13 protein-coding genes, 2 rRNA genes, 2 pseudogenes and 1 riboswitch (1 of these 18 cut by a window edge) are annotated in these 21,178 nt (G+C 68.3%); of the genes and pseudogenes, 14 read left to right on the top strand and 3 right to left on the bottom strand.

Translation table 11 applies throughout. From position 1 onward, the window contains the following. The 12 genes and pseudogenes from KGS77_RS02770 to KGS77_RS02715 form a co-directional block, all read left to right on the top strand. A 23S ribosomal RNA gene (locus KGS77_RS02770) occupies nucleotides 1–3,068 on the top strand (it extends 53 nt beyond the left edge of the window). A gap of 75 nt (nucleotides 3,069–3,143) precedes the next feature. Next, a 5S ribosomal RNA gene (rrf, locus tag KGS77_RS02765) occupies nucleotides 3,144–3,260 on the top strand. Nucleotides 3,261–3,398: 138 nt separating this feature from the next. Beyond that, on the top strand, nucleotides 3,399–4,010 hold the full coding sequence (locus KGS77_RS02760; RefSeq protein WP_242578516.1) for a CDP-alcohol phosphatidyltransferase family protein: 612 nt from the start codon (nucleotides 3,399–3,401) through the stop codon (nucleotides 4,008–4,010). Nucleotides 4,011–4,165: 155 nt separating this feature from the next. Beyond that, on the top strand, nucleotides 4,166–6,661 hold the full coding sequence (locus KGS77_RS02755) for a mannose-1-phosphate guanyltransferase (RefSeq protein ID WP_242578515.1): 2,496 nt from the start codon (nucleotides 4,166–4,168) through the stop codon (nucleotides 6,659–6,661). 94 nt (nucleotides 6,662–6,755) lie between these two features. Then, entirely contained in the window at nucleotides 6,756–7,679 is a 924-nt protein-coding gene (locus KGS77_RS02750) for a DUF881 domain-containing protein (protein WP_242578514.1), read from the top strand. Then, on the top strand, nucleotides 7,676–8,008 hold the full coding sequence (locus tag KGS77_RS02745) for a small basic family protein (RefSeq protein WP_003984969.1): 333 nt from the start codon (nucleotides 7,676–7,678) through the stop codon (nucleotides 8,006–8,008). The genes KGS77_RS02750 and KGS77_RS02745 overlap by 4 nt, the downstream gene beginning before the upstream one ends. 215 nt (nucleotides 8,009–8,223) lie before the next feature. Beyond that, nucleotides 8,224–9,174, top strand: a complete 951-nt coding sequence (locus KGS77_RS02740; RefSeq protein WP_242587259.1) for a DUF881 domain-containing protein — start codon at nucleotides 8,224–8,226, stop codon at nucleotides 9,172–9,174. 118 nt (nucleotides 9,175–9,292) lie between these two features. After that, entirely contained in the window at nucleotides 9,293–10,150 is an 858-nt protein-coding gene (locus KGS77_RS02735) for an FHA domain-containing protein (protein ID WP_242587258.1), read from the top strand. Between the two features lie 17 nt (nucleotides 10,151–10,167). Further along, nucleotides 10,168–10,920 (top strand): MerR family transcriptional regulator, encoded by a 753-nt coding sequence (locus KGS77_RS02730; protein ID WP_242578513.1) that lies wholly within the window; start codon nucleotides 10,168–10,170, stop codon nucleotides 10,918–10,920. Nucleotides 10,921–10,974: 54 nt separating this feature from the next. Continuing rightward, a pseudogene (locus tag KGS77_RS02725) lies at nucleotides 10,975–11,447 on the top strand (bifunctional nuclease family protein). Between the two features lie 260 nt (nucleotides 11,448–11,707). After that, entirely contained in the window at nucleotides 11,708–12,316 is a 609-nt protein-coding gene (locus tag KGS77_RS02720; protein WP_242578512.1) for a MerR family transcriptional regulator, read from the top strand. A 187-nt stretch (nucleotides 12,317–12,503) separates the two neighbouring features. After that, nucleotides 12,504–13,962, top strand: a pseudogene (locus KGS77_RS02715) (DNA polymerase IV). Here KGS77_RS02715 and KGS77_RS02710 read toward each other — a convergent pair. Further along, the gene (locus KGS77_RS02710; RefSeq protein WP_242578511.1) at nucleotides 13,869–14,255 is read right to left on the bottom strand and encodes a PRC-barrel domain-containing protein; all 387 of its coding nucleotides are present in this window, start codon (nucleotides 14,253–14,255) and stop codon (nucleotides 13,869–13,871) included. The pseudogene KGS77_RS02715 and the gene KGS77_RS02710 overlap by 94 nt on opposite strands. A 114-nt stretch (nucleotides 14,256–14,369) precedes the next feature. Beyond that, a riboswitch (glycine riboswitch) is annotated at nucleotides 14,370–14,468 on the top strand. A 189-nt stretch (nucleotides 14,469–14,657) separates the two neighbouring features. Here KGS77_RS02710 and gcvP point away from each other — a divergent pair. Then, nucleotides 14,658–17,543, top strand: coding sequence for an aminomethyl-transferring glycine dehydrogenase (gene gcvP / locus KGS77_RS02705; protein ID WP_242578510.1), 2,886 nt, complete (start codon nucleotides 14,658–14,660; stop codon nucleotides 17,541–17,543). 297 nt (nucleotides 17,544–17,840) lie between these two features. Here gcvP and KGS77_RS02700 read toward each other — a convergent pair whose 3' ends face one another. Then, complete coding sequence (locus KGS77_RS02700; RefSeq protein ID WP_277994309.1) at nucleotides 17,841–18,047, bottom strand: DUF5999 family protein; 207 nt, start codon at nucleotides 18,045–18,047, stop codon at nucleotides 17,841–17,843. A gap of 377 nt (nucleotides 18,048–18,424) precedes the next feature. Beyond that, nucleotides 18,425–19,018: a hypothetical protein gene (locus tag KGS77_RS02695; RefSeq protein ID WP_242578508.1), complete on the bottom strand. Its 594-nt coding sequence runs from the start codon at nucleotides 19,016–19,018 to the stop codon at nucleotides 18,425–18,427. A 558-nt stretch (nucleotides 19,019–19,576) separates the two neighbouring features. Here KGS77_RS02695 and KGS77_RS02690 point away from each other — a divergent pair. Next, nucleotides 19,577–21,169 (top strand): glutamate-cysteine ligase family protein, encoded by a 1,593-nt coding sequence (locus KGS77_RS02690; RefSeq protein WP_242578507.1) that lies wholly within the window; start codon nucleotides 19,577–19,579, stop codon nucleotides 21,167–21,169. Nucleotides 21,170–21,178 lie beyond the last annotated feature (9 nt).

Raw genomic sequence — 21,178 nt, 5'->3', positions numbered from 1 at the left:
GGACGTGGGAGGCCGCGATAGGCCCCGGGGAGCTGTCAACCGAGCTTTGATCCGGGGGTGTCCGAATGGGGAAACCCGGCAGTCGTCATGGGCTGTCACCCATACCTGAACACATAGGGTATGTGGAGGGAACGCGGGGAAGTGAAACATCTCAGTACCCGCAGGAAGAGAAAACAACCGTGATTCCGGGAGTAGTGGCGAGCGAAACCGGATGAGGCCAAACCAGTTACGTGTGATACCCGGCAGGGGTTGCGTGGCTGGGGTTGTGGGATCGCGCTTTCATCGTCTGCCGGCGGTGAGGTGAGTCAGAAATTGCTGATGTAGGCGAAGGACATGCGAAAGGTCCGGCGTAGAGGGTAAGACCCCCGTAGCTGAAATGTCAGTAACTTGCTTGTGCGACACCCAAGTAGCACGGGGCCCGTGAAATCCCGTGTGAATCTGGCGGGACCACCCGCTAAGCCTAAATATTCCCTGGTGACCGATAGCGGATAGTACCGTGAGGGAATGGTGAAAAGTACCGCGGGAGCGGAGTGAAATAGTACCTGAAACCGTGTGCCTACAAGCCGTGGGAGCGTCGCGCAAGAACTTGTTCTTGCGTCGTGACTGCGTGCCTTTTGAAGAATGAGCCTGCGAGTTTGCGGTATGTTGCGAGGTTAACCCGGGTGGGGTAGCCGTAGCGAAAGCGAGTCCGAAGAGGGCGTTGAGTAGCGTGCCCAAGACCCGAAGCGGAGTGATCTAGCCATGGGCAGGTTGAAGCGGAGGTAAGACTTCGTGGAGGACCGAACCCACCAGGGTTGAAAACCTGGGGGATGACCTGTGGTTAGGGGTGAAAGGCCAATCAAACTCCGTGATAGCTGGTTCTCCCCGAAATGCATTTAGGTGCAGCGTCGTGTGTTTCTTGCCGGAGGTAGAGCACTGGATAGGCGATGGGCCCTACCGGGTTACTGACCTTAGCCAAACTCCGAATGCCGGTAAGTGAGAGCGCGGCAGTGAGACTGTGGGGGATAAGCTCCATGGTCGAGAGGGAAACAGCCCAGAGCATCGACTAAGGCCCCTAAGCGTGTGCTAAGTGGGAAAGGATGTGGAGTCGCAGAGACAACCAGGAGGTTGGCTTAGAAGCAGCCACCCTTGAAAGAGTGCGTAATAGCTCACTGGTCAAGTGATTCCGCGCCGACAATGTAGCGGGGCTCAAGCACACCGCCGAAGTCGTGTCATTGCGGTATTACCCCTAACGGGGATCGTGATGGGTAGGGGAGCGTCGTGTGCCGGGTGAAGCAGCACTGGAAGGTAGTTGTGGACGGTTCACGAGTGAGAATGCAGGCATGAGTAGCGATACACACGTGGGAAACGTGTGCGCCGATTGACTAAGGGTTCCTGGGTCAAGCTGATCTGCCCAGGGTAAGTCGGGACCTAAGGCGAGGCCGACAGGCGTAGTCGATGGACAACCGGTTGATATTCCGGTACCCGCTTTGAAACGCCCAGTATCGAGCCCATTAATGCTAAGGCCGTGAAGCCGCCCTGCGCTCTTCGGAGCAAGGGGAGTGGTGGAGCCGCTGACCCAAGGTGGTAGTAGGTAAGTGATGGGGTGACGCAGGAAGGTAGTCCAGCCCGGGCGGTGGTTGTCCCGGGGTAAGGGTGTAGGCCGTGCGGTAGGCAAATCCGTCGCACGTTAAGGCTGAGACCTGATGCCGAGCCGATTGTGGTGAAGTGGATGATCCTATGCTGTCGAGAAAAGCCTCTAGCGAGTTTCATGGCGGCCCGTACCCTAAACCGACTCAGGTGGTCAGGTAGAGAATACCGAGGCGTTCGGGTGAACTATGGTTAAGGAACTCGGCAAAATGCCCCCGTAACTTCGGGAGAAGGGGGGCCATTGCTGGTGAGGGGTCTTGCATCCTGAGCTGGTGGTGGCCGCAGAGACCAGCGAGAAGCGACTGTTTACTAAAAACACAGGTCCGTGCGAAGCCGTAAGGCGATGTATACGGACTGACGCCTGCCCGGTGCTGGAACGTTAAGGGGACCGGTTAGTGACCTTTCGGGGTTGCGAAGCTGAGAACTTAAGCGCCAGTAAACGGCGGTGGTAACTATAACCATCCTAAGGTAGCGAAATTCCTTGTCGGGTAAGTTCCGACCTGCACGAATGGCGTAACGACTTCTCGACTGTCTCAACCATAGGCCCGGTGAAATTGCACTACGAGTAAAGATGCTCGTTTCGCGCAGCAGGACGGAAAGACCCCGGGACCTTTACTATAGCTTGATATTGGTGTTCGGTTCGGCTTGTGTAGGATAGGTGGGAGACTGTGATCTCGTCACGCCAGTGGCGGGGGAGTCGTTGTTGAAATACCACTCTGGTCGTGCTGGATGTCTAACCTGGGTCCGTGATCCGGATCAGGGACAGTGTCTGGTGGGTAGTTTAACTGGGGCGGTTGCCTCCTAAAGGGTAACGGAGGCGCCCAAAGGTTCCCTCAGCCTGGTTGGCAATCAGGTGTTGAGTGTAAGTGCACAAGGGAGCTTGACTGTGAGACTGACGGGTCGAGCAGGTACGAAAGTAGGGACTAGTGATCCGGCGGTGGCTTGTGGAAGCGCCGTCGCTCAACGGATAAAAGGTACCCCGGGGATAACAGGCTGATCTTCCCCAAGAGTCCATATCGACGGGATGGTTTGGCACCTCGATGTCGGCTCGTCGCATCCTGGGGCTGGAGTCGGTCCCAAGGGTTGGGCTGTTCGCCCATTAAAGCGGTACGCGAGCTGGGTTTAGAACGTCGTGAGACAGTTCGGTCCCTATCCGCTGTGCGCGTAGGAGTCTTGAGAAGGGCTGTCCCTAGTACGAGAGGACCGGGACGGACGGACCTCTGGTGTGCCAGTTGTTCTGCCAAGGGCATGGCTGGTTGGCTACGTTCGGAAAGGATAACCGCTGAAAGCATCTAAGCGGGAAGCCTGCTTCGAGATGAGGGCTCCCACCTCCTTTGAGGGGTTAAGGCTCCCAGTAGACGACTGGGTTGATAGGCCAGATATGGAAGCGCCGTAAGGTGTGGAGTTGACTGGTACTAATAGGCCGAGGGCTTGTCCTCAGTTGCTCGCGTCCACTGTGTAGGTTCTGAAGTAACGAACTCGCCTGTGCTGGCTGGAGTTCATCTTCATAGTGTTTCGGTGGTCATAGCGTTAGGGAAACGCCCGGTTACATTCCGAACCCGGAAGCTAAGCCTTTCAGCGCCGATGGTACTGCAGGGGGGACCCTGTGGGAGAGTAGGACGCCGCCGAACAAACTTTAGGGGAAGCCCCGCACCGTATGGTGCGGGGCTTTCTGCATTTGTGGGCCCGGGCCCCGCGGCGCGGGTCCGTGAACGGGCCAGGTAAGGTCGGGGTGCATCGTCGGTACGTTCCCCACAGGAGGCCCCCGGGTGGAGGTCCAGGAGACGCAGGTCCAGACGGATCGCGTCCTCACCATCCCGAACATTCTGAGCATGGCCCGTCTCGTCGGCGTGCCGGTGTTCTTGTGGCTGATCCTGTGGCCGGAGTTCGGCGGCCCGGAGTCGGCGAACTACTGGGCGCTGGTGGTGCTCGCCCTCAGCGGTGTCAGTGACTACCTCGACGGGAAGCTGGCCCGCCGCTGGAATCAGATCAGCCGGCTCGGCCGGGTCCTGGACCCGGCCGCCGACCGGCTGTACATCCTGTCGACGCTGGTCGGACTGACGTGGCGCGGAATCCTTCCGCTGTGGCTCACCGCGGCGCTGCTGGCCCGCGAACTGATGCTGCTGATCGCCGTCTCCGTCCTCGCCCGGCACCGCTACGGCCCTCCCCAGGTGAACTTCCTGGGCAAGGCGGCTACATTCAACTTGATGTATGCGTTCCCGTTGCTTCTGCTCAGTTACGGGCACCACTGGTTCAACACCATCGCAGGAATTTTCGGATGGGCTTTCGCCGGATGGGGTACAGCGCTGTATTGGTGGGCAGGGATCCTCTACGTGGTACAGGTTCGCCGACTGATCAGGGCGGACGCCACAGTCGACTGAGCCCCCCGCAGGGACGGGAGGCCAGGTCCGGCCGGTGCGTACCGGCCGGACCTCGTGCTCGGAAACCGCGGAACGGCGGGGGACCGGAGGCTACGGCCCGGACGGGCGGGTGAGGTCGGCAAGATTGTCGTCTCTTCGAGGAGGACGCTTCCGACATGAAGGCCGTCGTGATGGCCGGTGGCGAGGGCACCCGTCTTCGCCCCATGACATCGAGCATGCCCAAGCCGCTGCTGCCTGTGGCCAACAGGCCGATCATGGAACATGTACTGCGGCTGCTGAAACGGCATGGACTCAGCGAGACCGTGGTGACCGTGCAATTCCTTGCGTCTCTTGTGCGGAACTACTTCGGTGACGGGGAAGAGCTCGGCATGGAGCTCACCTATGCCAACGAGGAAAAGCCCCTGGGGACCGCCGGCAGCGTGAAGAACGCCGAGGAGGCCCTCAAGGACGACGCCTTCCTCGTGATCTCGGGTGACGCCCTCACCGACTTCGATCTCACCGAGCTGATCCGTTTCCACAAAGAAAAGGGCGCGCTCGTCACCGTCTGCCTCACGAGGGTCCCCAACCCCCTGGAATTCGGTATCACGATCGTCGACGAGGAAGGCAAGGTAGAGCGCTTCCTGGAGAAGCCGACGTGGGGCCAGGTGTTCTCCGACACCGTCAACACCGGTATCTACGTCATGGAGCCCGAGGTCTTCGACTACGTCGAGCCCGACGTTCCGGTGGACTGGTCCGGTGATGTCTTCCCGCAGCTCATGAAGGAGGGCAAGCCCGTCTACGGCTACATCGCCGAGGGCTACTGGGAGGACGTCGGCACCCACGAGAGCTATGTCAAGGCCCAGGCCGACGTCCTGGAGGGCAAGGTCGACGTCGACATCGACGGCTTCGAGATCTCGCCCGGCGTATGGGTCGCCGAGGGCGCCGAGGTGCATCCGGACGCGGTCCTGCGCGGCCCCCTGTACATCGGCGACTACGCGAAGGTCGAAGCGGGCGCGGAGATCCGCGAGCACACCATCGTGGGCTCCAACGTCGTGGTCAAGAGCGGCGCCTTCCTCCACAAGGCCGTGGTGCACGACAACGTCTACATCGGGCAGCAGAGCAATCTGCGCGGCTGTGTCATCGGCAAGAACACCGACGTCATGCGTGCCGCCCGGATCGAGGACGGCGCGGTCATCGGCGACGAGTGTCTGGTCGGTGAGGAATCGATTGTTCAGGGCAATGTACGGGTCTACCCGTTCAAGACCATCGAGGCCGGCGCCTTCGTCAACACCTCGGTGATCTGGGAGTCCCGCGGCCAGGCCCATCTGTTCGGCGCGCGGGGCGTCTCCGGCATCCTCAACGTCGAGATCACCCCGGAGCTCGCGGTACGGCTCGCCGGGGCGTACGCCACGACCCTGAAGAAGGGCTCCACGGTCACCACGGCGCGTGACCACTCCCGGGGCGCGCGGGCCCTGAAACGAGCGGTGATCTCCGCGCTCCAGGCCAGCGCCATCGACGTACGGGACCTGGAGAACGTACCGCTGCCGGTGGCCCGCCAGCAGACGGCCCGGGGCAGCGCCGGCGGCATCATGGTGCGGACCACCCCCGGGGTCCCCGATTCCGTCGACATCATGTTCTTCGACGAGCGCGGCGCCGACCTCTCGCAGGCCGGACAGCGCAAGCTGGACCGGGTCTACGCGCGCCAGGAGTACCGGCGGGCGTTCCCGGGCGAGATCGGCGACCTGCACTTCCCCTCCAGCGTCTTCGACTCCTACACCGGCTCCCTGCTGCGGGCCATGAACACCACCGGCATCAGCGAGTCCGGCCTGAAGGTGGTCGTGGACGCCTCCAACGGCAGTGCGGGCCTGGTGCTGCCGAGCCTGCTGGGCCGGCTGGGTGTCGATTCACTGACCATCAATCCCGGACTGGACGAGTCCCGGCCGACCGAGACCGCCGATGCCCGGCGCTCCGGTCTCGTACGGCTGGGTGAGATCGTGGCCTCGGCCCGCGCGGCGTTCGGCGTGCGGTTCGACCCGGTCGGGGAGCGGCTGTCCCTGGTGGACGAGCGGGGGCGGATCATCGAGGACGACCGCGCCCTGCTGGTCATGCTCGACCTGGTGGCGGCCGAGCGGCGCAGCGGCCGGGTGGCGCTGCCCGTGACCACGACCCGGATCGCGGAACAGGTCGCCGCCTACCACGGTACGCAGGTGGAGTGGACGGCCACCTCGCCCGGTGATCTGACGCGGGTGGGCCGCGGTGACGACACGATCTTCGGCGGTGACGGCCGTGGCGGCTTCATCGTCCCGGAGTTCAGCAGTGTCTTCGACGGTGCCGCCGCGTTCGTACGGCTGATCGGGCTGGTGGCACGTACCCAGCTCACGCTCAGTCAGATAGACGCCCGCATTCCGCGCGCCCATGTGCAGCGGCGCGACCTGGCGACGCCATGGGCGGTCAAGGGCCTGGTCATGCGGCATGTCGTCGAAGCGGCGGGTGACCGGTCGGTGGACACCACCGACGGCGTACGGGTCGTGGAGGCCGACGGCCGCTGGGTGCTGGTGCTGCCCGACCCGGCGGAGGCCGTCACCCATCTGTGGGCGGAAGGCCCGGACGAGGCGTCCGCCCAGCAGTTGCTGGACGAGTGGTCCGCGGTGGTGGACAGCGCCGGCCGCTGAGGTGTGAGCCTGCCGGCCCCACCGGCGTGTCACGATTCGGCACGCCGGTGGGGCCATTGGGAGACTGTGCCGCCGACGTGCGACGATGTGCGGCATGTCGCAGCAGCGCCCCGATCGGAGCAACACCGCCCACGCGCCGCGTCCCGATGCGTCCATGTCGCTGCTGACCAACGTCATGGACCACAGTCTGGACGACGGTTACGCCGAGGCAGCCGCGCGCAGGTCGGAGGCCGGCCTACGGGGTCTACCGCGTACGCTGCGGGCGAAGTTGGGCCTGGCGGCCGGTCTGGTGCTGGCCGCGGTGGTGGTCACGGTGGGCGCCGCCCAGGCGCGGATATCGGCACCGACGCTGGCCAAGGAGCGCGAGGAACTGATCCACCGCATCGAGCGGGGCACGACCGAGGCGGACGAGGTGCAAAAGCACGTCGACACGCTGCGCGAGGACGTGGGGTCCATGCAGCGCGAGGCCCTGACCAAGCACGGCGGGGACCGGGCCGAGTTGCTGGCGCTGCTGGCGGGCTCCACCCAGGTCACCGGGCCCGGTGTGAAGCTGGTGGTCGACGACGCCAAGGAGGCGCACTCCGGCGGTGGCGACGGCCCGCGCGGCAGCAGCGGTTTCTCCGACACCGGCCGGCTGCGCGACCGCGACATGCAGCGGGTCGTCAACGGCTTGTGGGAGTCCGGCGCCGAGGCCGTTTCCGTCAACGGTCAGCGACTCACCTCCCTCTCGGCGATCAGGGCGGCGGGAGACGCCATACTGGTCGACAACAAGCCGCTGGCGCCGCCGTACACGGTGCTGGCGGTGGGGGACGGGCAGCGGCTCAGCGACGCATTCCACAAGAGTGCCGACGGGCAGTACCTCCACGTACTACAGAAGGATTACGGCATCCGCACCAAGATCTCCGCCGAGTCCGAGGTCAGGCTGCCGCCCGCGCCCAGTTTGATCGTACGTACCGCACAGCCGAAGGCCGGCGCCGCCAGGGCGGGCGGCGCCGACACAGGAAAGGGCACATCGTGATCGCCGTACTGGGCCTCATCGTGGGAGTCGTGGTCGGGCTGGTGGTGCGGCCCGTGGTGCCGACGGTGGTCGAGCCCTATCTGCCGATCGCCGTCGTCGCGGCGCTGGACGCCGTCTTCGGCGGGCTGCGCGCCATGCTGGACGGCATCTTCGACGACAAGGTCTTCGTCGTGTCCTTCCTGTCGAACGTGGTCGTGGCCGCACTGATCGTCTTCCTCGGTGACAAACTGGGCGTGGGTGCCCAACTGTCCACCGGTGTGGTCGTCGTGCTCGGCATCCGCATCTTCTCCAACGCCGCGGCCATCCGCCGGCACGTCTTCAGGGCGTGAGGCCGATGGGAGCCGACGAAGCGAACGGGGCCAACCCAACCGGCGGGGCCGGCGGGGCCGGCGGGGCCAACGGTGCTCAGGGGCCGGAGGAGACGCCGGAGCGACGGCAGCCACAGGAGCAGCCGCAGGAACAGCCGCGGAAGCAGGCGCCGGGACACGAGCCACCGGCGCGGGAGCAGACTCCGGAGCACGGGCAGACCTCGGAGCGCCAGGAGCTGCCGGCGCGGACACAGGCGCCGGAGCAGACACCGGAACCGGCGCCGGAGCAGCAGACGACGCCGGAACGGAAGCAGCCCCCGGAGCAGCGGCCCACGACAGGGCCCCAGCAGGGGAGCTGGAAGCCCCCCGCCCGGCGGCCCACGCCCCCGGAGGCCCCGACGGACTCCGGTCCGGCCGGTGCCGCCGGGGAGGCGGATTCCGACGCGCCCGGCGGCCCGGACCGTACGATGACCGGCCGGCAGCGGCTGATCGCCGGTCTGTGGCCGCCACGGCTGACCCGGGCTCAACTGATTGTCGCCCTGCTGCTGTTCATTCTCGGCCTCGGCCTGGCGATTCAGGTACGTTCCACCAGTGACAGCAGTGCGCTGCGCGGGGCGCGCCAGGAGGATCTGGTGCGCATTCTGGATGAGCTGGACAACCGCTCGCAGCGTCTGACCGATGAACAGCACAGGTTGGAAAGCCAGAAGGCCGAGCTGGAGAACAGCTCGGACCAGGCCGAGGAGGCCCGTAAACAGACGGTGGAGAAGGAACAGCAGCTCGGTGTGCTGGCCGGCACGGCCGCGGCCCAGGGTCCGGGCATCACTCTCACGATCGACGACGCCTCGCATTCCGTGGAGGCGGACAAACTCCTGGACACCATCCAGGAATTGCGGGCGGCGGGCGCGGAGGCCATCCAGGTCAATGACGTCCGGGTGGTGGCCAATACGTACTTCTCGGACGTACGGGGCGGGGTGGAGGTCGACGGCAAGCGCGTCGCCCCGCCGTACCGCTTCAAAGTGATCGGCAAGCCCGAGGATCTGGAACCGGCTCTGAACATCCCGGGAGGGGTGGTTCAGACTTTGGAGAAGGAGCAGGCCAAGGTGTCTGTGACCCGTCAGCAGAAGATCGTCGTGGACGCCTTGCGGGAGGCGAAGCGGCCTGACTACGCTCGGTCGTCATCGCAGTGAGACCGACACGGGCGGCGATGGCCCGGATAAGGCGAGAAGGAGCGGGGGGTCGGCGCACCGCAGGTGCGGTGCGTGGTGGAAACTGTCCGAAGGCCACGGACGTTCAGAAGATGTCCGGATCGGCCGGTGTGTGCATCGAGGGTTCGTCCTGCCCCACGGGCGGGTCTGTTTCGTTCAAGGGGAATCGCCCGTGAAGTTGTTTGCAAAGCTGTTCGGCAAGAGCGCACGCCAGGAGGGCGGCAGCGGCTCGGCACGGCACCGAGCCGAGCGCCGGCCCGACGAGAGCGCTCCTGAAGAGCGCCCGCTCTTCCGTGACCAGGTCGGTGGGCCGTCCGGTGATATTTCCGGTGGCCACGGCGCTGGTTCTGTTGACCCCTCCTCGTCCGGCCGCATAGGTTCCGGGGGACCAGCGGCCTCAAGCACGGGTGGAGGGTTTGCCTTGCCGGTTTGTACGAGGTGTGGCCACCGGAACGCCGAAGCGAGCCGGTTCTGCTCCAACTGCGGCGCGCCGCTGCGGCCGGGAGCGCAGGCCGAGCGCGCTTCCGAGACGACCTCGACCATCTCCATCTCGGGGATCGAGGCATACGACTCGGAGACGACGGGGCAGACGCTGTCGCCCTCGCTGTCCCCCGAGGCGCAGGCCGCCGTGGACGCGCTGCCGCTGGGATCCGCGCTCCTGGTGGTGCGCCGGGGCCCGAACTCCGGCAGCCGGTTCCTGCTGGACGGCGATCTGACCACGGCGGGCCGCCACCCGCAGAGCGACATCTTCCTGGACGACGTGACGGTCTCGCGCCGCCACGTGGAGTTCCGGCGGGGTCAGGACGGCGGCTTCACGGTCGCGGACGTCGGCAGCCTCAACGGCACGTACGTCAACCGTGAGCGGATCGACTCCACCGCCCTGTCCAACGGCGACGAGGTGCAGATCGGCAAGTACCGCCTGGTCTTCTACGCGAGCCAGCGGTCTGTCGGCATCTGACCGGCCAGGGAAGGTCTATGCACCGCACACCGTCGGGCGGTGCCGGTTCCTCCGGCACCGCCGCCTCGGACGGCAAGCTGGTGAGCATCGGCACGGTGCTCAATGTGCTGCGCGAGGAATTCCCCGAGGTCACCATCTCCAAGATCCGGTTCCTGGAGGCCGAGGGGCTCGTCGAGCCCAAGCGCACGCCGTCGGGGTACCGGAAGTTCAGCGCCGCGGACGTCGAGCGGCTGGCCGGGGTCCTGCGGATGCAGCGGGACCACTATCTGCCGCTGAAGGTGATCAGGGAGCATCTGGACGCCCTGGAACGGGGCGAGCAGGTGGCCCTGCCCGCCCCGGCGCCGCCGCCCTCCCGTGAGCTGCTGGAGGGGCTGGCGGGGCCCGGAGCCGAGCAGCCGACGGCGGCCCGTATCGGGCGTGCCGAGCTGCTGAGTGCTGCCGGGATCGAGGAGGCCGAGCTCACCGACTGGGAGTCGTACGGGCTCATCACCCCGGCCGCCGACGGTGGGTACGACATCGAGGCCGTCACGGTCGCCAGACTCGTGGCGGAGCTGGGCCGTTTCGGCCTCGAACCGCGCCATCTGCGCGCGGTCAAAGCGGCGGCCGAACGCGAGGCCGGACTGGTCGAACAAATTGTCGCGCCCCTGCGGAGGCACCGTAATCCGCAGACCAGAGCCCACGCGGAGGCGACCGCCAGGGAGCTGGCGACGCTGTCCGTACGCCTGCACGCCGCGCTGGTCCAGACCGCGCTGCGGATACGGCTGCACTGAGCGGCGGGGGTGCCCGACTACCCAAACCGGCCGGGCACGTCCTAGGGTTGCTGTGTGAACGAGCTCGACGTCGTGGGTGTCCGGGTGGAAATGCCCTCCAACCAGCCGATCGTGCTCCTACGGGAGGTAGGAGGCGACCGTTACCTGCCCATTTGGATCGGGCCGGGGAGGCCACCGCCATCGCCTTCGCCCAGCAGGGCATGGCCCCTGCCAGGCCGCTGACGCACGACCTGTTCAAGGACGTGCTCGAAGCGGTGGGCCAGGAACTGACCCAGGTCCGCATCACGGACCTGCGGGAGGGGGTCTTCTACGCCGAACTGGTCTTCGCCAGCGGGGTGGAGGTCAGCGCGCGTCCGTCGGACGCCATAGCGCTGGCGTTGCGCACCGGAACGCCGATCTACGGGACCGACGGTGTGCTGGACGACGCGGGTATCGCCATCCCGGACGAGCAGGAGGACGAAGTGGAGAAGTTCCGCGAATTCCTCGACCAGATCTCGCCTGAGGACTTCGGCACCAACAGCCAGTGAGCGGCGGCCGGGGCGGACGGTTGATGACGGCCGGCCGGTGACCGGCGGCCGGTGAGGAACGGACGGTCGGGGGAAGAGAGCCGTAAGGGCGGCCTCAGCCAGGGCATTCGAGTACCCTTTCCCCGCGCGGGGCGCGAGAAACCACTCGTAGGGTGATTATCACTCGGCGTGGCGAGCGCGGCGATCGTTGACGCACCCCGAGTGACTGCATACCGTCGATAAGGCAGGTCCCGTCCGGGACGTGGAGGACGGAGGTCGGCGTGGCAATCACCGGCGACGGCAGGGCGGCGGAAGGGGCGTACCCGCTCCGTCCCGGCGCGGCGAACCGAGGTCCGGCACAGGCCGCCGCGGTGCCGGCGGACCGCGACCGCGGGGCCCAGACCATCGGTTACCGCGGGCCCACCGCGTGCGCCGCCGCGGGCATCACCTACCGCCAGCTCGACTACTGGGCGCGCACCGGGCTCGTCGAGCCGAGCGTACGGCCCGCGTACGGCTCGGGCACCCAACGGCTCTACAACTTCCACGACGTCGTCGTCCTGAAGATCGTCAAGCGGCTGCTGGACACCGGCGTGTCCCTGCAGAACATCCGCACCGCCGTCCGGCACCTCCGCTCCCGCGACCTGTCCGACCTGGCACGGATGACGCTGATGAGCGACGGCGCCACGGTCTACGAATGCACCTCGCCCGACGAGGTCGTCGACCTGCTGCAGGGCGGCCAGGGCGTCTTCGGGATCGCGGTCGGCGTGGTGTGGCGGGACGTGGAGGGCGCCCTCTCGCAGCTCCACGGAGAGCGTGTGGACACCGGCGAGACCCTGATAGGACACAACCCCCACGACGAGCTGGCGCGGCGCCGCAACCGCGCGGGCTGACGCCGGCGGCGTACGGCTGAAGGCGCAGGCTCCCGGGCCGCGGGAGGGCCGTACGGGCCCGGGCGGCCGGCCGTCGCCCGCGCCACGCCGTTGCCCGCGCCACGACCGTCGGCCACGCCACGTCAGTCGGCCGCGCCACGTCCGCCGGCCGGGCCGATTGTCAGTGGTGTACGGCAGCATCTGTGGTGTGAGACGTGCACCGACGATCCTGCATCTGGACATGGATGCGTTCTTCGCAGCCGCCGAGCAGGCGGCCAAGCCGAGCCTGCGCGGAAAACCCGTCGTGGTCGGCGGGATCGGGCCGCGCGGTGTGGTCTCCACGGCGTCCTACGAGGCAAGGGTCTTCGGTGTCCGCTCGGCGATGCCCACGGCCCAGGCGCGCCGGCTGTGCCCCAACGCGGCCTACCTCAGCCCCCGCTTCAGCCTGTACCGCCAGATCAGTGACACGGTCATGGAGCTGCTGCACGCCCTCTCGCCGCTGGTGGAGCCGCTGAGCCTGGACGAGGCGTTCGTGGACCTGGAGGCGGGCGGGACCCAGGCGGACACCGCGGCGGCGCGGAAGGTGGGGAGCGGCTGCGCCGGGACATCCGGCGGCGTACGGGACTGACCGGCTCGGTGGGCCTGGCGGGCGCCAAGATGCTCGCCAAGATCGCCTCCGAGCAGGCCAAGCCGGACGGGCTGGTGGTCATCGAGCCGGGGACCGAGCGGGGACTGCTGGGCCCGCTGCCGGTGCGTACGCTCCCCGGGGTGGGCCCGGCCACGGCGGAGGCGCTGCGCAGGGCCGGCATCACGACGGTCGCGGAGACGGCCGAGGCCGGCGAGGCGGAGCTGGTGCGGCTGCTGGGCAAGGCGCACGGCGCCGGGCTGTACCGGATGGCGCTGGGGCGGGACGAGCGGCCGGTGGTCGCCGAGCGGGACGCCAAGTCCGTCTCGGCCGAGGACACCTTCGAGGTGGACGTGACCGACCGGACGCGGGTGCGGGCGGAGGTGGTGCGGCTGGCCGACCGGTGCGTACGGCGGCTGCGGGAGGCCGGGCGGTCCGGGCGGACGGTGGTGATCAAGGTGCGTAACTACGATTTCTCGACGCTGACCAGGTCCGAGACGCTGCGCGGGCCCACGGACGACCCCGCGGTGGTGCGGGAGGCCGCGCTGCGGCTGCTGGAGACGGTGGACACCACGGGCGGCGTGCGTCTGCTGGGCGTGGGGTGAGCGGTCTGACCGACTTCACGCAGGAGGACCTGTTCGCGCAGATCGCCACGGAGCGGGCGGAGCGGGAAGAGGCGCAGCGGGTGCGCGAGGCCGTGGAGGCGGCCGGACAGGAGGGGGCCGGGCAGCGCGCCGAGGAGGAGCGGCCCCGGAGGTGGCTGCCGGGGCTGGATGTGGTCCACGAGGAGCACGGGCCCGGGTGGGTGCAGGGCAGCGGGGTGGGCCGGGTGACCGTACGGTTCGAACAGCCCTGGTCAAAGCCCGGGCGGGTGCGGACCTTCGCCGTCGACGACCCGGCGCTGCGGCCGGGGGAACCGCTTCCGCTCGTGGCGCAGGCCCCGGTCGGTCAGTCCGGGGACCCGGCTATCCGGCCGAATTCCCGGCCCTCGTCGCCACAGCGCCCCGGGGCCGGGTCGGCGGAGGAGATATCCAGCCGGTAGTGGTGGTAGAGCTGGAGTTCCTGCTCGGGGGAGAGGTGACGGCCCACCCCGAAGTCCGGGGCGTCCTTGATCAGCCTCCGGTCGTAGGGGACGCGCAGGGTCTCGTCGGCCAGTTCGCTGGGCCGCAGCGGCACGAACGCGTCCCGGCTGAACAGACCGGTGCGCACGGCCGCCCACTCCGGTTCGCCGGTCGCGTCGTCCAGGTACACCTCGTCGACGGTGCCGATCTTGGTGCCGTTCTTGTCGAACGCCTTGCGGCCGATCAAGCTCCGGGGATCGATATCGGGCTGCACGGTCCCTCCAACTGGTCGCAACTGCCTTGTGACAACCACCAAACGGCACAATTCATGCCCTGGCCACTCGAAGGAACGCTCCGGAGGCGCACTGGTAGGCTGACGAACGGCTGCAGACCCCATGCGGGAGAGTCCTTCGCCGTGGTGCGACAAGGACGCCGAAGGAGCAAATCCTCCCCGGAAACTCTCAGGCACACGTACCGCATGGACGAGGTCACTCTGGAAAGCAGGGCGGGCCGCGGGCAGGCAGAGCGACGGGGCCCCTCCTCACCGACGGTGAAAGCCGGACCGCCAGCGCGGGCCGGTGAAGCTCTCAGGTTGAGATGACAGAGGGGGAGGCCGTCCGGGCACCAGCGCCGTGGTGCCCTGCTCAGGTCGTGAAGACCCAGGAGGCCCCCGCAGATGAATACCCACCGCATCTCACTGTCAGAGCTGGAGCGCGGTACCCCCTTCGAGCAGCGCCACATCGGCCCCGGCCCGGAGGCGCAGGCCAAGATGCTCGCGCACGTCGGTTTCGGGTCGCTGGAGGAGCTGACCGCCGCCGCGGTGCCCGATGTGATCAAGAGCGCCGAGGCCCTGGGGCTTCCGCAGGCCCGTACGGAGGCGCAGGTCCTGGAGGAGCTGCGGGCGCTGGCGGACCGTAACCAGGTGCTCTCCTCGATGATCGGCCTCGGCTACTACGGCACGTTCACCCCGCCGGTCATCCTGCGCAACGTGATGGAGAACCCGGCTTGGTACACGGCGTACACGCCCTACCAGCCGGAGATCTCCCAGGGCCGCCTCGAAGCGCTGCTCAATTTCCAGACCATGGTCGCCGACCTGACCGGACTGCCGACCTCCGGCGCCTCGCTGCTGGACGAGGGCACGGCCGCCGCCGAGGCGATGGCCCTGTCGCGGCGCGTGGGCAAGGTCAAGCAGGGCGTCTTCCTGGTCGACGCGGACTGTCTGCCGCAGACCGTCGCCGTGATCGAGACCCGGGCGGAGCCGACCGGGACCGAGGTCGTGGTGGCCGATCTCTCCGAGGGCATTCCCGCCGGGATCGCCGACCGCGGTGTCTTCGGCGTGCTGCTCCAGTACCCGGGTGCCTCCGGTGCCGTACGGGACCTGCGGGGCGTCATAGAGCAGGCGCACGACCTGGGCGCGATCGTCACCGTCGCCGCCGACCTGCTGGCCCTGACGCTGCTCACCTCGCCCGGCGACCTGGGCGCGGACATCGCGGTCGGTACGACCCAGCGGTTCGGTGTCCCGATGGGCTTCGGCGGCCCGCACGCCGGTTACATGGCCGTACGGGAGGCGTACGCGCGCAGCCTGCCCGGCCGGCTGGTGGGCGTATCGGTGGACGCCGACGGCAACAGGGCCTACCGGCTCGCCCTGCAGACGCGTGAGCAGCACATCCGCCGGGAGAAGGCCACCAGCAACATCTGCACCGCGCAGGTGCTGCTCGCCGTGATGGCGGGCATGTACGCGGTCTACCACGGCCCGCAGGGCCTGGCCTCCATCGCCCGCCGTACCCACCGCTACGCCTCGATCCTCGCGGCGGGGCTGCGGGCCGGCGGGGTGGAGGTCGTCCACGGCGCGTACTTCGACACCCTGACCGTACGGGTGCCCGGCCGCGCCGCCCAGGTCGTCGCCGCCGCCCGCGAAGCCGGCGTGAACCTGCGCCAGGCCGGTCCCGACCTGGTCGGCATCGCCTGCGACGAGACCACCGGGCGCAGCCAACTCTCCGCGGTGTGGGGTGCCTTCGGTGTCCAGGGCGACATCGACAAGCTCGACGCGACCGTGGAGGAGGCGCTGCCGGCGGAGCTGCTGCGTACCGACGAGTACCTGACCCACCCGGTCTTCCACCAGCACCGCTCCGAGACCGCGATGCTGCGTTACCTGCGCACCCTCGCCGACCGCGACTACGCGCTGGACCGCGGCATGATCCCGCTGGGCTCGTGCACGATGAAGCTGAACGCCACGACCGAGATGGAGCCGGTCACCTGGCCCGAATTCGGGCAGTTGCACCCCTTCGCCCCGGCCGAGCAGGCGCAGGGCTATCTGTCGCTGATCCAGGAGCTGGAGGAGCGGCTCGCGGCCGTCACCGGCTACGACAAGGTCTCCATCCAGCCGAACGCCGGTTCCCAGGGCGAGCTGGCGGGCCTGCTGGCCGTACGGGCCTACCACCGGGCCAACGGCGACGAGCAGCGTACGGTCTGCCTGATCCCGTCCTCGGCGCACGGCACCAACGCCGCCAGCGCCGTGATGGCCGGAATGAAGGTCGTCGTCGTCAAGACCGGTGCCGACGGCGAGGTCGACGCCGAGGACCTGCACGCGAAGATCGCGCAGTACCGCGACGAACTGGCCGTCCTGATGGTCACCTACCCCTCCACGCACGGCGTGTTCGAGGAGCACATCAGCGAGATCTGCGCGGCGGTGCACGACGCGGGCGGCCAGGTCTACGTGGACGGCGCCAACCTCAACGCGCTGGTCGGGCTCGCCGAGCCGGGCCGGTTCGGCGGCGACGTCTCGCACCTGAACCTGCACAAGACCTTCTGCATCCCGCACGGCGGCGGCGGCCCCGGCGTAGGCCCGGTCGCCGTACGCGCCCACCTGGCGCCGTACCTGCCCAACCACCCGCTCCAGCCGGCCGCCGGCCCCAGGACGGGCGTCGGTCCCGTCTCCGCGGCGCCGTGGGGCTCGGCCGGCATCCTGCCGATCTCCTGGGCGTACATACGGCTCATGGGCGGCGAGGGTCTCAAGCGCGCCACCCAGGTCGCGGTGCTCAGCGCCAACTACATCGCCAAGCGCCTGGAGCCGCACTACCCGGTGCTCTACACCGGTCCCGGCGGGCTGGTCGCGCACGAGTGCATCATCGATGTACGGCCGCTGACCAAGGCCACCGGCGTGAGCATCGACGACGTGGCCAAGCGGCTCATCGACTACGGCTTCCACGCGCCGACGATGTCCTTCCCGGTGGCCGGCACGCTGATGATCGAGCCGACCGAGAGCGAGGACCTGAGCGAACTGGACCGCTTCTGCGACGCGATGATCGCGATTCGTGCGGAAATCGACAAGGTCGGCTCGGGGGAGTGGGACAAGGACGACAACCCGCTGCGCAACGCCCCGCACACCGCCGGCGCGCTGAGCGGCACGTGGGAGCACGCCTACAGCCGCGAGGAGGCGGTCTTCCCGGCGGGCGTGGAGGCGTCGGCCAAGTACTGGCCGCCGGTGCGCCGTATCGACGGCGCCTTCGGCGACCGCAACCTCGTCTGCTCCTGCCCCCCGCTGGAGGAGTACGACGACTGACCGGCAGGCGGCGGCGCGTCCACCCGGCCCGCCGGCGCCGCGAGGTCACCTCACGCGGCCCGGCGATCACCTGACGTGGGCGCGGCGAAGCGCCGGCATCGCAGCATACTGAAGCGGCATACCGAATCGGCATACTGAAGGGCCCTCGGCTTCCACGCCGGGGGCCCTGGTGTATGCGTTCGTCTGCCGCTGTTCGCCCGTGTCGACGTCTGTGATCGCCGGTTCTGCGATCGAGTCGCCGCCGCCACGTCCTCTCCCGTACGGCGGTGTCCCGCGCCGGGAGCGGTCCGCCCCGGATCAGGCGGCGGTGGCGACCTGCGCGGTGACCAGCGGACGGTGCGGTGCGATGACCTGCCCGTCCGGCAGGAGCTCACCGGTGTCCTCGAAGAGCAGGACGCCGTTGCACAGCAGACTCCAGCCCTGCTCCGGGTGGTGCGCCACGAGATGGGCGGCTTCCCGGTCGGTGGACTCTGCGGACGGGCATGTCGGCTGGTGCTGGCACATGGAAGATGTCTTTCGCTGCGGTGTGGTGAGTGACGTCGTGCGGCTCGACGAGATGGTCATGGCCGCTCCCCCGTTTCGATAGGTCGATACCAGTGTTCCCCTACGGGCGCGATTCCGCAGGGATTTCGCAGCAGCGGTCCTTACTGGATGATGACGCACCACCCGTGCGGGCGGTTGCTTCCAATTGTGCGTTCCTGAGGGGCGGTTGGGTGCGAACGGCGCGGGACGGCCCGGGCGGGCGGGCACGGCGCAGCGCCCCGCGGCCGGGGGCCGCGGGGCGCGCTCCTGCGAGGCGACGTGCGCTGCCGTACGGAATGCGGGGTCCGCCGTACGGCATATGAAGCGGTACGGAGGAAGGCCCCGCCACGTGCGCGGTCTCAGGCGGTGGTTCCCATCAGCGGGGGCGCCGCCGGCGCGAGCCGGCTCGTCAGCCGGGGCAGCAGGTCGGCGACGCGGTGTGGGCGGTGCGCGGCGATGCCCGGCGGGGCCGGGGCGAGCGGCACCAGCAGATCGCCGGGGGCGGGCGGCCCCTCGGCCCCGTTCGCGGTGATGTCCTGGTGCAGCCACAGCGTCAGCATGTAGAGCTCCGGTACGGACAGCAGCCGCGGCTGGTACGGAGTGGGGCTCGACTCCGCCTGGCGCAGTGCCCGTTCGGTCGCCGTGACGTAGGGCCCCTCGCAGAAGTGCGAGAACGTCCAGCCGTCGGCGGTGAGCATGGCCTCGGCGGCGGCCACCGCCCGCTCGCCGCTGAGGATCAGGAAACGCCAGCCGGTCAGGCGGGTGCGCGGCGGTCCGCCGAGGCGGCCGACGCCGTCCAGGACGTGTACGGGCAGGGGGCATTCGGGGCTGAGCGGGCCCTGCTGGGCGCGGAGGGCGGTGGTGCGCGCCTCGCGGACGGCGGTGGGGGAACCGAGGGCGGCGAGGACGCTGCGCAGGGCGGGCGCGGGGGCAGGGGAAACATGCAGCGGCATGGTGGGTCGCCTCTCACTCAAGAGACACGGTGGTGCGGGGAAGGTGCGGACGGCGTTGTCAGCGGGGGGGTCAGAGCATGGCCGTCCGGGGCTGCGGCCCGGCGGGGCCAGCCGCTGTGCTGCAGGACCGGGGGAGAACCGCGACGCTGGGCGCCAACTCTCTGCCTCGTCGCGAAGTTTATACGACGGTTGTTCAGCCGGTGTTTCCGCTAGCGGTCGTGGGGATTTCCGGCAAGGCGGCTTCCGGACTTTTCATCCGGTTGATTTCTGTATTTTTGAGCGGACCACCGCTTCGTCACCTCGCATTTCACCGCGAACGCGGTAGGCCGAATCCTGTCGGTCTTTGTCACGAGGACATTGCGGGCGGCGTCCGCCGCCGCGATATGCCGCCGGTACGTGCCGACCCCCGCGGGGTGAGCCTATCGGTACGAACCCGCGGCCGAGGCGTTGTCGATCGGATTGCCGGGCATCATCGACCGTAGCGTGAACCCCAGGCTCCGCCGGGGAAGCCCCGTACGGCCCGTGCCGTGGGCCGGCCACATGAGGAGGGACGCTTCGATGGGGGAGAAGGTTGCGGCGCACGGAATCGACCTGGCCGATCGGCAGCGTTATCGCAGAAAACTTCACGAGTGCCTCACGGGATTGCGGAGACTCCTGGACGAGAAGCGGTTCGACCGACCCAGGAATCTCATGGGGCTGGAGATCGAATTGAATCTCGCCGGGGCCGACGGTACCCCGAGAATGATGAACTCCCAGGTCCTGGAACGCATCGCCAGCCGTGATTTCCAGACCGAACTGGCGCAGTGCAACCTGGAAGTCAACATCACCCCGCACCGGTTGTGCGGGCGGGTTATGGACCAGCTCGCCGAAGAACTCCGTACGGGCCTGGGCTATGCGGAGCGCAAGGCCCGGGAAGTGGCTGCCCGCATCGTCATGATCGGAATTCTGCCGACGCTCTCCACCGACGATCTCGTCGCCTCCAACCTCTCCGAGATCGACCGTTACGTCCTGCTGAACGACCAGATGAGGGCCGCCCGCGGCGAGGACTTCGCCATCGACATCCAGGGCATCGAACGGCTGGTCTCCAGCTCCTCCTCGATCGCGCCGGAGGCCGCCTGCACCTCGGTCCAGCTCCACCTTCAGGTGACGCCGAACCGTTTCGCCCCCGTGTGGAACGCCGCCCAGGCCGTGGCCGCCGTACAGGTCGCGATCGGCGCCAACTCGCCGTTCGCCTTCGGCCGTGAACTGTGGCGGGAGTCCCGGCCGCCGGTTTTCCAGCAGGCCACCGACACCCGCCCCCCGGAGCTGCGGACGCAAGGGGTACGGCCGCGCACCTGGTTCGGCGAGCGCTGGATCGACTCCGCCTACGACCTCTTCGAGGAGAACCTGCGCTATTTCCCGGCCCTGCTGCCCATCTACGGGGAGGAGGAGCCGCTGCGCGTCCTGGACGAGGGCGGGGTGCCGAGCCTGGCCGAACTGGTGCTGCACAACGGGACGGTGTACCGGTGGAACCGTCCGGTCTACGCCGTGGCCGACGGGGTCGCCCACCTGCGCGTGGAGAACCGGGTGCTGCCCGCCGGCCCCACCATCACCGACGTCGTCGCCAACACGGCCTTCTACTACGGGCTGGTACGGGCCTTCGCCGACGAACCGCGGCCCGTATGGTCACGGCTGCCGTTCGCCGCCGCGGCCGAGAACTTCGACACCGCCTGCCGCTACGGCATCGACGCCGCGCTCAACTGGCCGCGGCCCGGCCGCTCCGGCGGCATCGCCGAGGTCCCGGCCGTACGGCTCGTACGCCAGGAACTGCTGCCCATGGCGGCGGCCGGACTGGACGCCTGGGGCGTGGAACCGGCCGACCGCGACCGCTATCTGGGCGTGATCGAGGAGCGGTGCAGGCGGCGGGTCAACGGGGCGTCCTGGCAGGTCGCCGCCTACCACCACGCCGCGCGCAGCGGCCTGGCGCGGGAGGCGGCGCTGCGGGCGATGACCCGGCGCTACAGCGAACTGATGCACGGCGGGGAGCCGGTGCACACCTGGCCGCCCGAATGGGACGTCACGGCGGGAGGCACCGAGGCGGAAGGCGCCGAGGCGGGAGGTACCGAGGCGGACGGCGCCGAACGCCGCGAGGGCGTCGCAGACCTCAACTGAGGTTCCCCG

Source organism: Streptomyces sp. MST-110588 (assembly GCF_022695595.1).
Classification (GTDB): Bacteria; Actinomycetota; Actinomycetes; order Streptomycetales; family Streptomycetaceae; genus Streptomyces.
This window is presented reverse-complemented; position numbering and strand designations above follow the sequence as displayed.

What these genes read in the sequence shown, in the direction of transcription:
- KGS77_RS02755 (WP_242578515.1), top strand. Translation starts at nt 4,166, where the DNA reads ATGAAGGCCGTCGTGATGGCCGGTGGCGAGGGCACCCGTCTTCGCCCC.
- KGS77_RS02750 (WP_242578514.1), top strand. Translation starts at nt 6,756, where the DNA reads ATGTCGCAGCAGCGCCCCGATCGGAGCAACACCGCCCACGCGCCGCGT.
- KGS77_RS02730 (WP_242578513.1), top strand. Translation starts at nt 10,168, where the DNA reads ATGCACCGCACACCGTCGGGCGGTGCCGGTTCCTCCGGCACCGCCGCC.
- gcvP (WP_242578510.1), top strand. Translation starts at nt 14,658, where the DNA reads ATGAATACCCACCGCATCTCACTGTCAGAGCTGGAGCGCGGTACCCCC.
- KGS77_RS02700 (WP_277994309.1), bottom strand. Translation starts at nt 18,047, where the DNA reads ATGTGCCAGCACCAGCCGACATGCCCGTCCGCAGAGTCCACCGACCGG.
- KGS77_RS02695 (WP_242578508.1), bottom strand. Translation starts at nt 19,018, where the DNA reads ATGCCGCTGCATGTTTCCCCTGCCCCCGCGCCCGCCCTGCGCAGCGTC.
- KGS77_RS02690 (WP_242578507.1), top strand. Translation starts at nt 19,577, where the DNA reads ATGGGGGAGAAGGTTGCGGCGCACGGAATCGACCTGGCCGATCGGCAG.